Source organism: Halpernia humi (genome assembly GCF_900108025.1).
In the GTDB taxonomy this organism is placed as follows: domain Bacteria; phylum Bacteroidota; class Bacteroidia; order Flavobacteriales; family Weeksellaceae; genus Halpernia; species Halpernia humi.
Genome location: NZ_FNUS01000001.1, coordinates 738247 through 752402, shown reverse-complemented (window position 1 = coordinate 752402; position 14156 = coordinate 738247). Strand labels below are relative to the sequence as shown.

12 protein-coding genes are annotated in these 14156 nt (G+C 33.2%); 7 read left to right on the top strand and 5 right to left on the bottom strand.

Annotated features, from left to right (window positions below; all coding sequences use genetic code 11):
- Positions 1–207: 207 nt before the first annotated feature.
- Entirely contained in the window at positions 208–1545 is a 1338-nt protein-coding gene (locus C4S29_RS03485; RefSeq protein WP_103913028.1) for a UDP-N-acetylmuramate--L-alanine ligase, read from the bottom strand.
- 122 nt (positions 1546–1667) lie between these two features.
- Between C4S29_RS03485 and C4S29_RS03480 the strand changes: the two genes are divergently transcribed.
- Positions 1668–2519: a GH25 family lysozyme gene (locus C4S29_RS03480; RefSeq protein ID WP_103912724.1), complete on the top strand. Its 852-nt coding sequence runs from the start codon at positions 1668–1670 to the stop codon at positions 2517–2519.
- Here the strand turns inward: C4S29_RS03480 and C4S29_RS03475 are convergent.
- A complete protein-coding gene (locus C4S29_RS03475) occupies positions 2516–3313 on the bottom strand; it encodes a lysophospholipid acyltransferase family protein (protein ID WP_103912723.1) in 798 nt (265 codons plus the stop codon). The genes C4S29_RS03480 and C4S29_RS03475 overlap by 4 nt on opposite strands.
- Before the next feature lie 164 nt (positions 3314–3477).
- Between C4S29_RS03475 and C4S29_RS03470 the strand changes: the two genes are divergently transcribed.
- The gene (locus tag C4S29_RS03470; protein ID WP_103912722.1) at positions 3478–4698 is read left to right on the top strand and encodes a glycosyltransferase; all 1221 of its coding nucleotides are present in this window, start codon (positions 3478–3480) and stop codon (positions 4696–4698) included.
- A 1-nt stretch (position 4699) separates the two neighbouring features.
- Here C4S29_RS03470 and miaE read toward each other — a convergent pair whose 3' ends face one another.
- The 3 genes from miaE to C4S29_RS03455 all read right to left on the bottom strand — a co-directional run bounded on the left by miaE (position 4700) and on the right by C4S29_RS03455 (position 7725).
- Positions 4700–5287 (bottom strand): tRNA-(ms[2]io[6]A)-hydroxylase, encoded by a 588-nt coding sequence (miaE, locus tag C4S29_RS03465; RefSeq protein ID WP_103912721.1) that lies wholly within the window; start codon positions 5285–5287, stop codon positions 4700–4702.
- A 189-nt stretch (positions 5288–5476) separates the two neighbouring features.
- A complete protein-coding gene (locus C4S29_RS03460) occupies positions 5477–6109 on the bottom strand; it encodes a DUF4919 domain-containing protein (protein ID WP_103912720.1) in 633 nt (210 codons plus the stop codon).
- 212 nt (positions 6110–6321) lie between these two features.
- Positions 6322–7725, bottom strand: coding sequence for an APC family permease (locus C4S29_RS03455; protein WP_103912719.1), 1404 nt, complete (start codon positions 7723–7725; stop codon positions 6322–6324).
- Positions 7726–8095: 370 nt separating this feature from the next.
- On the opposite strand from C4S29_RS03455, the gene C4S29_RS03450 reads away from it, so the two are divergent.
- The 5 genes from C4S29_RS03450 (at position 8096) to C4S29_RS03430 (ending at position 14003) form a co-directional block, all read left to right on the top strand.
- Positions 8096–11149, top strand: a complete 3054-nt coding sequence (locus C4S29_RS03450) for an efflux RND transporter permease subunit (protein ID WP_103912718.1) — start codon at positions 8096–8098, stop codon at positions 11147–11149.
- A 9-nt stretch (positions 11150–11158) separates the two neighbouring features.
- Positions 11159–12163: a YncE family protein gene (locus C4S29_RS03445; RefSeq protein ID WP_103912717.1), complete on the top strand. Its 1005-nt coding sequence runs from the start codon at positions 11159–11161 to the stop codon at positions 12161–12163.
- A gap of 136 nt (positions 12164–12299) precedes the next feature.
- Positions 12300–12740, top strand: a complete 441-nt coding sequence (locus C4S29_RS03440) for a PepSY-like domain-containing protein (protein ID WP_103913027.1) — start codon at positions 12300–12302, stop codon at positions 12738–12740.
- A 65-nt stretch (positions 12741–12805) separates the two neighbouring features.
- Positions 12806–13555 (top strand): phosphatase PAP2 family protein, encoded by a 750-nt coding sequence (locus C4S29_RS03435; protein ID WP_103912716.1) that lies wholly within the window; start codon positions 12806–12808, stop codon positions 13553–13555.
- 7 nt (positions 13556–13562) lie between these two features.
- Positions 13563–14003: a DUF2147 domain-containing protein gene (locus C4S29_RS03430; RefSeq protein ID WP_103912715.1), complete on the top strand. Its 441-nt coding sequence runs from the start codon at positions 13563–13565 to the stop codon at positions 14001–14003.
- Positions 14004–14156 lie beyond the last annotated feature (153 nt).

Genomic DNA, 14156 nt, shown 5'->3' with positions numbered 1-14156 from the left:
TAGTTACCTTTGCGCTCATTGCGTGAAAGACCTTTGCGTTCATTGCGTGAAAGACCTTTTTCGAAACTATTTACAATTTTTAACCGCAATAGTTACCTTTGCGTTCATTGCGTGAAAGACCTTTTTCGAAACTATTTACAATTTTTAACCGCAATAGTTACCTTTGCGCTCATTGCGTGAAAGACCTTTGCGTTCATTGCCTGAAAGTTATTTCCCCAAATCCAAACCACCAAAATCACCCGAACTCATCATCAGAAAAACACCTTTTGTTTTATCTAAAGTTTGCCAATAATTGTGCAAATCTTCTGCATTTGTAAAGACTTTTAAAGCTTTATTTTTAAATTTTTCTTTAATAAATTCCTTAGAAATGGCATCCATTCTTTTAATTTTCAAAGCCTCTTCAGAATAAAAAACTATCGCTTTATCCAAACCGTCCAAAGCAGAATCATATTGTTCTAAAAAAACAGGATTTAAACTAGAGTAGGTGTGAAGTTCTAAAAAACCATATTTTTTCTCTTCTGGAAATTGTTCGCAAAATGCTTTTACGACGGCTTTTACTTTGCTTGGTGCGTGTGCAAAATCTTTGTATAAAATGCCTTTATCAGTTCTTTCAATTTTTTCTAAGCGTTTTGACGCCCCTTTGAAACTCATGATCGCTTCATAAAATTCTTCCTCCATAATGCCCAATTGCAGGCAAATAAAACGCGCGCCTTCTAGATTGAGTAAATTATGCTGCCCAAAAACGGACAATTCAATTTCGCCCATATTTGTTTCTAAATAAACTTTGCCGTTAGAAATGTTGTATTCTGGTGTTTTATAAGGGATTTTTCTGAAATAATTGGTGGAGTTTTCTACCACTTTCACTACTTCTTCATCTTCTTCATTATAAACCAAAACGCCGCCTGGCGTTATACTTGCCACAAATTTTCTAAATTGTTCGATATAATCATCAAAGGTTTTAAAAACATTAATGTGATCCCACGCAATGCCTGAAAGCAAAGCAATATTGGGCAAATAAAGCAAAAATTTTGAGCGCAAATCTATAGGTGAAGACAAATATTCATCGCCTTCGAGAATCATAAAATCATTTTCATTCGTGATTTTCACCATACAATCAAATCCTTCCAATTGCGCACCAACCATATAATCGATATCTTTTTGATGGAAGTTTAAAACATGCAAAATCATTGAAGTAATCGTCGTTTTCCCGTGAGAACCGCCGATTACGACGCGTGTTTTATTTTTAGATTGCTCGTATAAAAATTCAGGATAAGAATATATTTTAAGGCCTAATTCTTTTGCTCTAGCTAACTCAGGATTGTCGGCGTGCGCATGCATACCAAGAATCACGGCGTCTAAATCTGTTGTTATTTTTTCTGGAAACCAGCCCAATTCTTCAGGTAAAATATTTTTTTTGGCTAATCTTGATTTTGATGGTTCAAATATAGCATCGTCAGACCCTGTTACTTGGTATCCTTTATCTTTGAGTGCGATGGCTAAATTGTGCATGGCGCTGCCGCCAATGGCGATGAAATGGGTTTTCAAAATAATATTTTTCACAAAATTAATAATTTAAAATTGAAATTAAATTTTAATTAGGGTGTTTTTCCCTGCAAAAATGGCAATTCTACTCTCTAAATTTGTTAAATAAATTAAAAACGAACAAGATGGCTGTTTTAAAATTTAAAAGCAAAGGAGTTGAAGTAAAAAAGTTGCAGCAAAATTTAAAAGATCTTGGCTATAAAATTGCAGTAGATGGCGATTTTGGAAACGGTACGAAAAGCGTAGTCATTAGGTTTCAGAAAGATAATAATCTTAGTCCAGATGGTATTGTTGGTTCGAATACACAATCCGTAATTGATTTTTTACTTGCTGAAAATCCGATTTATGGGATTGATATTTCGCATCACAATGGCGCTATTAATTTTAATAAAATCAATTGGGAAATCATAAAATTTGTTTTTTGTAAGGCTTCACAGGGTAAAACATTTAAAGACAATATGTTGCATTCCTATTTTAGCGAGTTGAAAAGGCTCAACATTTTTCGAGGCGTTTATCATTTTATGACTTTTAAAGACGTAAGCGCATCCAATCAGGTAAATAATTTTTTAAACTGTGGTGTAGATTTTACCGAAAATGGCGTTTTGCCGCCGGTGTTGGATTTAGAATGGCAACAATCTCCAGCGCTGAATAATTATATAATGCAAAATAAATCCACATGTATTCAAAAAGCAAAAGATTGGCTCACAAAAGTGGAGGCTGCAACGGGCAGAATACCAATTATTTACACGGCAAATAGTTTTTGGCGCGATTATTTTGCAGCAAGTGCAGATTTTTCAAGGTATCCTTTGTGGCTGGCTTCTTATAACCGAAATTCACCCGTCATCCCAACTGGCTGGACAGATTACAAAATCTGGCAGTTTACAGAAGGTGGAACAATTGAGGGTTTAGTAGGAAATGTAGACAAAAATGTTTTTAATGGAAGTATGAATGATTTGAAAAAATTAGCGAACTTTTAATTTTTTTCATTTTCTTTTTTCAATTTTAAATCGGTTTCATAATCGTGCAACACATTAAAATCATCAGTTTGCTCGATGGCGTGCATTATTTTATCTAAAATTTCTTGCGAACCATCATTTTCATAATCTATTTCTAAAGGTTTTTTAAATTCCATTGTAGGTTTCACACCAGTTACTTTTATCTTCAAACCTTTCTTATCAAATGCCCTTCTGAAACCATTTATTTTAATGGGAATTACGATTGGTTTTTGGTTTTTCACCAGTTTTGCAGTTCCTTTTCTGCCTTGCGCAAAAGCCGAAGTTGTGCCCTGCGGAAAGGTAATTACCCATCCATTATCCAACGCTTTCATAATGTTTTCTACTTCAGTAAGATCCACCAATCGGTTTACATTATGTCCTTCTGCGCGCCAAGTTCGTTTCACTGTAATTGCGCCCGCTAATTTAAAAATTCTAGAAAGAATACCTTTATTCATCGTTTCTTCCGCCGCAACGTAATAAAAATCAACCTTAGGATTTAAGAGATAAATTGGATTTTTAATAGAATTCAAATAGCCGTTATTCACAGAGCAAAATGCGTGGTACATTGCAGCAACATCCGCAAAATAAGTTTGATGATTGGATACAAACAAAACATTAGTTTCTGGTAGGTTTACCAAATTTTCTGTCCCCGAAATTTTTAGTTTATTAAAACCATTAAATCTTCTATAGGAAACCATCCCCAAAACAAATATGATGAGTCTTTTCAAGAAATAAAGATTCCCAAAAGCATCTGTAAAAATATTTTTCTTCGCCATTATTATTCTAAACCTAGAGCGCAAATTTACATATTTTCTATAAACTTCTTTAGGATATTTTTTACGTGCTAATTTTAAATTAAAAATGGAATTCTATATTTTTAGTTACCAAGCATCTTTTTTTTTCGCTATTTTTATCAATTTTAAAACACGATCTATTTTCAATGAAAAAATTGCTCATCATCGGAATGGTTTGGCCAGAACCAAATTCTACAGCGGCTGGCAAAAGAATGCTGCAACTTGTTTCATTGTTTCAAAAATTAGATTTCAAAATCACTTTTTGTTCTACTGCTGCAAAATCTGACCATTCTGCAGATTTGAATATTTTAAATATAGACTCACAAGAAATTTTGCTCAATGATTCTTCATTTGATGATTTAATTAAAAATTTGCAGCCAAACATCGTGCTTTTCGACCGTTTTACGACAGAAGAACAATTCGGTTGGCGCGTTTCGGAAAATTGTGCGGAAGCTGTAAAAATTTTAGATACAGAAGATCTGCATTTTTTAAGAAAAGCCAGAGAAAAAGCCTATAAATCTAAAGTTGAAATTTCGAAAGAAGATTATATTTCTGATGTTTTTAAAAGAGAAATTGCCTCAATTTTAAGATGCGATTTATCATTAATAATTTCCGAATTTGAATATCAACTTTTGAAAAACGATTATCAAATAAGCCCAAAAATTTTGTATTATTTGCCAATGTTTGGTGAAAAATTTAAAGCTGAAATTCTTCAATTTAATGACAGAAAAAACTTCTTCCATATTGGTAACTTTTTGCACGAACCGAATTGGCAAACAGTTTTAATTTTAAAAAATATCTGGGCTGAAATTCGAGAAAAATTACCCGAAACCGAACTTCATATTTATGGAAGTTATGCGCCAGAAAAAGCACTGCAACTTCACAATGAGAAAGAAGGATTTCTAGTAAAAGGTCGTGCAGAAAATGTGCAAGATTTATTTTTAAATTACCGCGTTTTAGTCGCTCCAATTGCTTTTGGCGCAGGAATTAAGGGAAAATTATTAGAAAGTATGATTTTTGGTTGCCCCAATGTGACGACCAAAATTGGCGCAGAAGGAATGGCATTCGGTGATTTTTGGAATGGTTTTATCGCCGAAAGTAACCAAGAATTTATCGAAAAATCTATAGAATTATATTCAAATGAGGAAGTTTGGGATTTTTCTCAAAAAAAAGGTTTTGAGATTTTACACAAAAAGTTTAATATAGAAACTTTTAAACCAGATTTTCAAGTTAAATTGAAGGAAATTATTACAAATTTAGCCGCTCATAGAAATGCTAATTTTTTAGGTCAAATTTTGCAACATCATTCTTTGCAAAGCACAAAATATATGAGCAAATGGATTGAAGAAAAAAATCGAAAAAAATAATTTATCCGTGAATGGTTTCTTTTTTTCCAAAACCTGAAATGATGCGCGCTTCTTCTTCTAGCCAAGCATTCCATCGCTTTTCTACATCGATTGTTTCGGCGTATTTTCGGGCAAATTTTATGAAAGTGGTGTAATGTTCGGCTTCACTTTCCATTAATTCTCGGTAAAATTTTGCTAATTTTTGGTCTTTAATGGTTTCTGATAAAACTTTAAATCTTTCACAACTTCTGGCCTCGATCATGGCGGCAAAAAGCAATCTTTCGATTAAGCCAGATTCTCTGCTGCCGTCAGAGTTTTTCTTCATATATTTTGCCAGTTCTCCTACGTAATCGTCTTTTCGTTCGCGCAAAAATTCGTATCCGCGTTCCAAAATAATATCGTGAACCATTTTAAAATGCTCCATTTCTTCAATGGAAATTTTCAGCATTTCCGAAACTAATTCTGGTTTTTCTGCATTTTGTATGATAAGGTGCACAGCATTTGTGGCGGCTTTTTGCTCGCACCAAGCGTGATCTGAAAGTATTTCTTCTAAATTATTTTCGGCAATATTGGCCCATCTTGGGTCGGTTGGTAATTTTAAACGGAACATATTTTTAAGTCTTTAAAAATGATTTAATTTTAATTTGTGATTTTAAACGCAAATTTCGCAAAGTTTTTGTTTTGAATTAGTTTTTTTAAATGCTTTTTTGTTTTAAATTTTCGATCTCAATGCTTATAGTTAGATGAAATTTGCTCTAAAAAAACTGCGGATTATTTCTTATTTTAAAGCGAGAAATTTTTAATAATCTTGAATTACGACAAAAGTAATTTTTTTTCTTCCATTTTTCCAGATGTCTGAAATAGAATTTTTGTTGGCTTTGGAAGTCCGTTTGTATTGGCGCAAATCTATGTTTAGAAACCCTGCCAAAACATATTCGTCTGCAATAGACATTACCGTGAAAATATCGTTTTTGCCATCTTCTTCTCGGTATTGAATGATATTTTGCAACAAGCGTTTTAGTTGTGTGGCTCGCAAACCGAAATCGGCATCGTCTGCATTTTCCTTGGAGTAAACCCGCAGAAGCAGCGCCAAAACCTCCAAATCTGTGGGATCTTTTACGAGTAAGGTTTTTCCTAAAGCTAGTGTGTTTTCGGTATTATTTTTTTTAAAACTATCAATAAAATCGGCTTTTTCACTTAATAAAAGTGCGTTTTTACTTTTTGAGTAAAATTTGCCATAATAAAGGTTTTTTATTTCTAAAGAATCTAAAATATTGGGATCATATTGAAATCTGAAAACTAATCTTTCATGATAGTATTTGGAGGTAGAATCTTGAACTTCTTTTTTAATTTCGGCGAAATTAATTTTAGATTTTTGTGCAAAAGCGATTGAGAAACTCAGAAAGAAAAAAAGAATAAAAAAATATTTCATGCGATTTTAGTAATTATCGAATAAATATATATCAAAAAATTATAATAAAGCTTTAAAAAAGAAGATTTCAACAATTATTGCCAAAATCTTTTTTTAAAAGTCAAATACTTCGTTTCGAAAGAGAAAATTCCTGAAATTCTAGCCCCGGGTGAAGCGGCATCCCCGCCTCGGCGGGATATAGCGGAACACGGGACTGATTTTTAAAAGAAAAACTAATTTTCTTGCTCCTCAATTTCTTTTTTATTTCTATTAATATAAAGATAAACCGGCAAACCAATCAGTATTAAAATAAATCCTGGCCAAGTATATTGTGGTTTGTAAAAAATTAAAAGTATACAAAAAGTGGTTCCGATTATTAAATAAATCAACGGTGTGATTGGGTAAAGCCACGTTTTATAAGGCCGTTCCAAGTCTGGGCTTTTGAATCTTAAATAAATAACGCCGAAAACGGTTATCATATAAAAAAGTACAATGACGAAGGAAATCATATCTAATAAATCGCCGTATTGTCCGCTCAATGCTAAAATACACGCCCAAATACCTTGCATCCAAAGTGATTTTTCTGGGACGCCATTTTTATTATTTTCGATTGCTGCTTTAAAAAACAAACCGTCTTTTGCCATCGTTTGAAAAACCCGAGAACCTGCGAAAACCATTCCGTTGATGCAGCCAAAGGTAGAAACCATCACCAAAAGTGCAATGATTATAGTCCCAACTTCGCCGAAAATTTGTTGAGAAGCGGCAACTGCAGTTCTGTCTTTTAAAGCAAACGCAATTCCGTCGCGATCTAAAACATTTAGGTAAACCAAATTGATTAATAAATACAAAACCATCACCACGGAAGTTCCTAAAACCATAGATTTTACGACGTTTTTTTTGGGATTTTCTATCTCGCCAGACATGAAAGTTACGTTTTCCCAAGCCACAGAACTAAATACGGAACCAACCATTGCTGCAGCGATTCCGCCCATTAAAGTGACACCAGAAATTGGTTGCCAAGAGGTATTTTTTAAATTTTGAAAGGCTTGTGTCCCAAAACTCATATTTTCTGACCAATGAGAATTTTTAACTAAAATAAATCCAAGAAAAATAATACCGAGAAGTGCAATTACTTTTGCGGCGGTAAAAATATCTTGCACAATTTTTCCGTTTTTAACGCCTTTTGTATTAATGTATGTAAGAAATAAAATCACGAAAATAGAAAGAATTTGGATCCAAGTAATTTGAAATGTGCCATGTTGAAAAATAGGCGCCGCTTCATTTAAACTCGGGATTAGATAGGCGGTAAATTTACTGAAAGCCATTGCAACGGCGGCAATTGTTCCTGTTTGAATGACGGTAAAAAGTCCCCATCCGTAAAGGAAACCCGTCATTTTTCCGAATATTTTTGTGATGTAAGTATATTGCCCGCCGGCTTTTGGAAATAGTGCAGAAAGTTCGCCATAACTTATTGCAGCAGCAATTGTCATTACGCCAGTGATAATCCAAACGACGATGAGCCAAAAGCCAGAACCTAAATTCCGCATCATATCTGCGCTCACAATAAAAATTCCCGAGCCAATCATAGAGCCCATTACAAGCATTACAGCATCCCAAAGTTTCAGTTTTCTACCCATTAGTTTTATTTTTTTGATTATTCAAATATAATTTTTTTTGCGGCAAATTTGTAGGTAAATTTTAAATGATTTCTTAATCTTTAAAATTCTTCTGTTTTTTTTAGAGCCTGTTTAAATTTATAATTTATTTTTACCATTAAGGAATTAAGCCATTTTCGCTTAAAAAACTTAATAAAAATCAATTTATTGATTGGATAATCAGAATAAATTTAACTCACTGAAATTGACTGCGTCGAACCTAAAGGTTTATTAATGTTAAATTTAAGAATAAACAGAGTTTATTTTAATTTAGAAAATTAAGAAAAGGCTATAAAAAATTTATTGAATGAAATTTAAACAGGCTCTTAGTTAAAAAAAATAGTTGTTTAAAATGAAAAAATCCTTTTTTGTAAGATATAAAAGTCCGCTTTTGGTGATGGTACTGCTTTTCATTTTAGGCGGTGTTTTTTCCTATACTAAAATTAAATCTTCACTTTTTCCCGAAATAACATTTCCGAAAATAAAAATTATTGCTGAAGCCGGCGAACAACCTGTCGATCAAATGACAGTTGCCGTAACGCGACCTTTGGAAAATGCTGTGAAATTAGTGCCCGATTTGCAATTGTTGAAAAGCACAACTAGTCGCGGAAGTTGCGAGATTTCTGCTTTTATGAATTGGAATTCTAACATTGATTTAAGCCAACAACAAATTGAGGCAAAAATTAATGAAATAAAAAACCAACTTCCAGCAAACACAAACATCACGGTTGAAAAGATGAATCCATCGATTTTGCCAGTAATGGGTTATACTTTAAATTCAACTTCGTTGTCGCCAATTGCGCTGAAACAACTTGCACTTTACACTATAAAACCTTTTCTATCACAAGTTCCCGGCGTAAGTGATATTAGAATAATTGGTGGTGAAGACAAAGAATTTTGGGCAATTCTCGATCAAGGAAAAATGACGAGATTAGGCTTAAATCCGAAAGACATTGAAACCGCGTTGAATGAAACCAATTTTATAAAATCTAACGGTTATTCTTCAGATTATAATTTTTTGTATTTAACGCTCACCAATTCCCAAATCCGAAACATTGATGAACTGCAAAATGTGGTTTTAAAAAACGATGGAAATAGAGTAATTTATTTTAAAGACATCGCAAAAATTGAAGTTCACAAAGCGAAACAATACATTAAAATAAACGCCAACGGAACAGAAAGTATTTTGATTGCAGTTGTTCAACAGCCAAACGCAAATGTTGTAGATGTTTCTGCGGCGATGGAAGCAAAGATTGCAGATTTACAAAAAACGTTGCCAAAAGATGTCATTATAAAACCCTATTACGTACAAGCAGATTTTGTAAATAGTTCCATTAAAAGTGTGACAGACGCACTTTGGATCGGACTTTTATTGGCAATTGTAGTTGCTATTTTATTTTTAAAATCCTGGAAAGCGAGTGCGACTATTTTAATTACCATTCCAGTTACGATTTGTTTAACGATGGTAATTTTGTACGCAACCGGCGCCACTTTTAATATTATGACTTTGGGTGCAATTGCCGCGGCAATTGGTTTAATCATCGATGATGCGATTGTAATTGTAGAGCAAATCCACAGAACGCACGAAGAATTTCCCGAAGAAAACAGCAAAACTTTGGTGCAAAAAGCGGTCAATTATTTGTTGAAAGCCATGGTTGGTTCCTCATTGAGCACAATAGTTATTTTTCTACCATTTATGTTGATGAGCGGTGTTGCAGGCGCTTATTTTAAAGTCATGACCAACACGATGATCATTACTTTAGTAAGTTCATTTTTTGTGACTTGGCTTTTGTTGCCCGTGATTTATTTATTTTTATCTAAAAAGGAATCTGTAGAAAAAAAAGAAGAAGTTTACCACGAAGTAAAAGAAAGAAAATGGGTAGGATTTTTCATTCGGAAACCTTTGTTTTCTTACTTATTTATGGCGCTTTTGATTGTAATAACGGCTTTAATTATTCCAAATATTTCAACAGGATTTTTACCGGATATGGATGAAGGAAGTATTATTCTCGATTACAATTCGCCACCCGGAACATCTTTGCAGGAAACCGATCGCGAACTTCGGGAAGTTGAAAAAATCATCAAAGCCAATCCGCAAGTGGAAGCCTATAGCCGAAGAACGGGAACGCAAATGGGATTTTTCATCACAGAACCCAACCGTGGCGATTATTTAATTAATTTAAAAAAAGACAGAACCCAAACTACGGCGGAAGTTACAGACGATATTCGTGCAAAAATTGCAGCAACTGGCTTGCCTTTGACCGTAGATTTTGGACAAGTAATTACCGATATGCTCGGCGATTTAATGAGCAGTGCACAACCGATCGAAATCAAAGTTTTTGGAACTGATATTAATAAAATTCAGGATTATTCCCAACAAATTTCAAAAATTGTAGAAAAAGTTCCCGGAACAGCAGACGTTTTTGATGGGATTATTATTGCAGGTCCATCAATACAAATAAAACCAAATTTCTCAGTTTTAGCACAATATCAAATTTCGCCGCAGAATTTTCAATACCAAACGCAAACTATTTTAAGCGGAAATACAGTCGGCGATTTATTTGATGAAAACCAATTCACGCCAATTAGAATTTTATACAATAATAAATCAAACGCTTCCGTGCAAGAAATCCAAAATTCTATGATTTCTTTACCAAACGGACAATTAAAACCGCTGAAAGAATTTGCTCAAGTCTCAATTTTAAAAGGTTCGGCAGAAGTTGAAAGAGAAGATTTACAAAATATTGGTGTTGTAAGTGCACGTTTGGATAATGGCGATTTGGGCGGAACTATTAAAAATATTCAGTCAGAAATTGATAAAAAAATTAAACTTCCCACAGGTTATAGCATTATTTACGGCGGCGCTTATGCAGAACAGCAGAAATCTTTCAGTGAATTATTGTTGATTTTATTCGTCTCAAGTTTGCTGGTTTTCACCACCATTTTATTTCTTTTTAGAAATTTGAAAGTGGCTTTTCTAATATTACTGGTTTCAATTTTAGGAATTTCCGGAAGTTTTATTTTGCTTTTTATCACAGGAACACCTTTAAATGTGGGAAGTTATACCGGTTTAATAATGATGGTCGGAATTATTGGCGAAAATGCCATTTTCACTTATCTGCAATTTGAAGAAAGTTTAGTAGAAAAATCGAAGGAAAATGCCTTGATTTATGCAATCAGCACCAGATTGCGTCCGAAATTAATGACGGCTTTGGGTGCAATAATCGCTTTAATGCCTTTGGCTTTGGGAATTGGAACTGGCGCACAAATGCATCAACCTTTGGCAATTGCCGTTATTGGTGGATTTTTAGTCGCTTTACCTTTGCTACTAATTGTTTTGCCGTCGCTTTTAAATCAAGTAAAATTTAAAGAAAAAAATAAAAAAAGTTTAGAACCATTAAAATAAAAATTTACAATGAAAACAAAAATGTTAGCAATTGCCTTAATTGGAATCGTTAGTTTTGGAAATGCCCAAATGAAAAATGAAAATTTTAAAGTAATCAAATCAATTCCTGTGTCTGGAAATGGCGGTTGGGATTATTTGACGGTAAATCCAACCAACCATTTTCTTTATGTAAGTCATTCTACGCAAGTGAATATTGTAAACCCTGAAACTTCTGCTTCAGAAGGCGTGATTGAAAATCAAGAAGGCGTGCACGGAATTGCTTTCGATGATGAAAACAGAGGTTATATCACCAATGGAAAATCTAATTCTGTTTTTGTTTTTGATGTAAAAACGAATGAAAAAATCGCCAATATTAATGTTGGGGAAAAGCCAGATGCCGTTATTTTTGATGACTATTCTAATAAAATAATTGTTGCCAATGCAAAAAGTAATTCTTTGAGCATCATTAATCCTAAAAATTTAATGGTCGAAAAAACCATCGCACTAATTGGAAATCCTGAATATATTGCAAGCAATTTAAAGGGAAAAATCTATGTGAATATAGAAGATAAATCAAAAATTGCTGAAATTAATTTAGCAGAAGGAAAAGTTTTAAATTATTTTTCTTTGGGCAAAGATGAAAGTCCTAGCGGTTTGGCGATTGATAATAAAACGCACCGATTATTTTCTGCTTGTGAAGAACATTTAGTAGTTGTAGATGCAGAAAATGGAAAGATTGTGAGCGCTTTACCAATCGCAAAAGGTTGTGATGGTGTTGTTTTCGATGCGAAATCAAAAATGGTATTTGCTTCGACTTATTCTGGTGTAATTTCTAATTATTTAGAAAAATCTAAAAATGATTTTGTGGTTTTAGAGGATATTAAAACGGAAACTGGTGCGAGAACAATTACTCTAAATCCGATGACGCAAAAAGTTTATGTTCCAACGGCAGAATATGGTGTTTCTGAAGATATAAACGCAAGACGTTTGCCTGTGAAAGATGGGACTTTTCACGTTTTAGAAGTTTCTAGATAATGATTTTTAATTGTTTAGTTAAATAAATATTAATTTTTTTAATCATTTGAATAATTCAGATTTTCTACAGATTGACTTTGCACATTTGTATTAGAGATTGAAACAAATTCAATACAAAACTTTAAAACATTTCAAAATGAAAAAGCCATTAGTAGCATTATCAATTATTTTTGCACTTGTCGCAGGAACGATCACAGCACAAAAAATGACAAAAGGCGGTGAAATCCCGGTTGCTGTAAAAAATGCCTTTAAAAAAGAATATCCGCAAGTAAAAAAGGTGAAGTTTGACGATGAAAACGGAACTTACGAAGCAGAATTTAAACTAAACGGCAAAGATATGTCTGTTACTTACACTGCAAACGGAACAAAAATGGAAACCGAAACTTCTATGAGCGTCAATGAATTACCAAAAAGCGTAACCTCTTATGTTGCTGCCAAAAAATATGGTAAAATAAAAGAAGCCGCAAGAATTGTGAAAGCAGACGGTTCTATAGTTTATGAAGCAGAAGTAAAAAGCGGCGATTTACTATTTAATGAAAACGGAACCTTCCAAAAATTAAATGTAGAAAAAGATTAATTTTTTTTTAAGGCAATCTATTTATTTAGATTGCCTTTTTTTTCTAAATTTACCAAAACAAACCAATGCCAAACTACTCGCAAAATTCTAAAATTAATTTTAATTTTAAATTTCTTTTTTTGCTGATTTTATTCGCTTTTCAAAACAGTTTTGCACAAGAAATTAAAGCAAAAGATAGTTTGGGAAATTCATTAAAAATAAAGCAATTTATTATTCCTGCCGCTTTGGTTGGTTCTGGTTTTATAATGCTTTATAACCCGAAACTCAATCAAAATATAAAAGACGATATCCAAAAACACAATTCTACCTTTCATACATCAATTGATAATTATAGCCAATTTGCGCCTGGTGCTGCGGTTTTTGCTTTAAATGCTTTTGGTGTAAAAGGCAAACACAATTGGAAAGATGCAGGATTAATTTACGCTGGTTCTATTGCCATCGCGAGTGCTTTTGTTTTACCTTTAAAAGCGATTACAAAAGAAGAACGCCCAGATTTTTCTACTAATAATTCTTTCCCATCAGGACATACCGCGATTGCTTTTGCGTCAGCAGAATTTCTTCGGCAAGAATACAAAGACACGCCTTGGATTGGTTATGTAGGTTATGCAGTAGCGACAGGAACAGGAATTTTGAGAATGTATAACAACCGACATTGGTTTGGTGATGTAGTTGCAGGTGCTGGTTTTGGGATTGCTTCAGCAAAATTATCTTATTTTTTATACGATAAAATTTTTCTAAAAAATGGTTGGAATTTTACTTTAACGCCAATTTATCAAAATAAAACGCTTGGTTTTGCTTACAATTATAATTTTTAGAATTAGAATGTTTAAAACCATTTATTTACTATTTTTTCTAAGTTTCGGAATGGCTTTTTCCCAAATTAGCAAAGATGCGCTTTTGGGTAGATGGATAGCGACGGATAAAAGTGTGGCTGTAAATGTCTATAAAGAAGGAAATTCTTATAAAGCAAAAGTGATCTGGTTTGATGAAAGATTAGGAAGCGGAACACCGATGTACACGCGAAAAGACACACACAATCCAGATGAAAATTTAAGAACAAGAAAAATAATTGGGATGGATATTTTAAATAATTTAAATTATAATCCAGAAAACCAACGTTGGGAAAACGGGAAAATCTACGATGCTTCCAGTGGAAGAACTTGGGATACTTTTGCAGAAATTAAAAAAAATGGTCTGCTTTATGTGCGCGGTTTTTGGAAATTTACATGGATTGGCAAGTCACTTTATTTTACCAAATTTTAAATAATATTCTATGGGTTAGATTTTTATTTTTTTGATATTTATTTATTGCCAAAACTAAAAACTTACTTCCATGATTACTTTTTTGCAAAGCCACATTTTCGGTGTGCAAATTTCGCTTTTTCTCTTTATCCTCTGTTTTTTTTGGATATTAGA

Excerpts from the sequence above, each read along its gene's own strand:
- C4S29_RS03445 (WP_103912717.1), top strand. The coding sequence starts at position 11,159 with ATGAAAACAAAAATGTTAGCAATTGCCTTAATTGGAATCGTTAGTTTT.
- C4S29_RS03455 (WP_103912719.1), bottom strand. The coding sequence starts at position 7,725 with ATGGGTAGAAAACTGAAACTTTGGGATGCTGTAATGCTTGTAATGGGC.
- C4S29_RS03480 (WP_103912724.1), top strand. The coding sequence starts at position 1,668 with ATGGCTGTTTTAAAATTTAAAAGCAAAGGAGTTGAAGTAAAAAAGTTG.
- C4S29_RS03460 (WP_103912720.1), bottom strand. The coding sequence starts at position 6,109 with ATGAAATATTTTTTTATTCTTTTTTTCTTTCTGAGTTTCTCAATCGCT.
- miaE (WP_103912721.1), bottom strand. The coding sequence starts at position 5,287 with ATGTTCCGTTTAAAATTACCAACCGACCCAAGATGGGCCAATATTGCC.
- C4S29_RS03450 (WP_103912718.1), top strand. The coding sequence starts at position 8,096 with ATGAAAAAATCCTTTTTTGTAAGATATAAAAGTCCGCTTTTGGTGATG.
- C4S29_RS03430 (WP_103912715.1), top strand. The coding sequence starts at position 13,563 with ATGTTTAAAACCATTTATTTACTATTTTTTCTAAGTTTCGGAATGGCT.
- C4S29_RS03470 (WP_103912722.1), top strand. The coding sequence starts at position 3,478 with ATGAAAAAATTGCTCATCATCGGAATGGTTTGGCCAGAACCAAATTCT.
- C4S29_RS03440 (WP_103913027.1), top strand. The coding sequence starts at position 12,300 with ATGAAAAAGCCATTAGTAGCATTATCAATTATTTTTGCACTTGTCGCA.
- C4S29_RS03475 (WP_103912723.1), bottom strand. The coding sequence starts at position 3,313 with ATGGCGAAGAAAAATATTTTTACAGATGCTTTTGGGAATCTTTATTTC.
- C4S29_RS03435 (WP_103912716.1), top strand. The coding sequence starts at position 12,806 with ATGCCAAACTACTCGCAAAATTCTAAAATTAATTTTAATTTTAAATTT.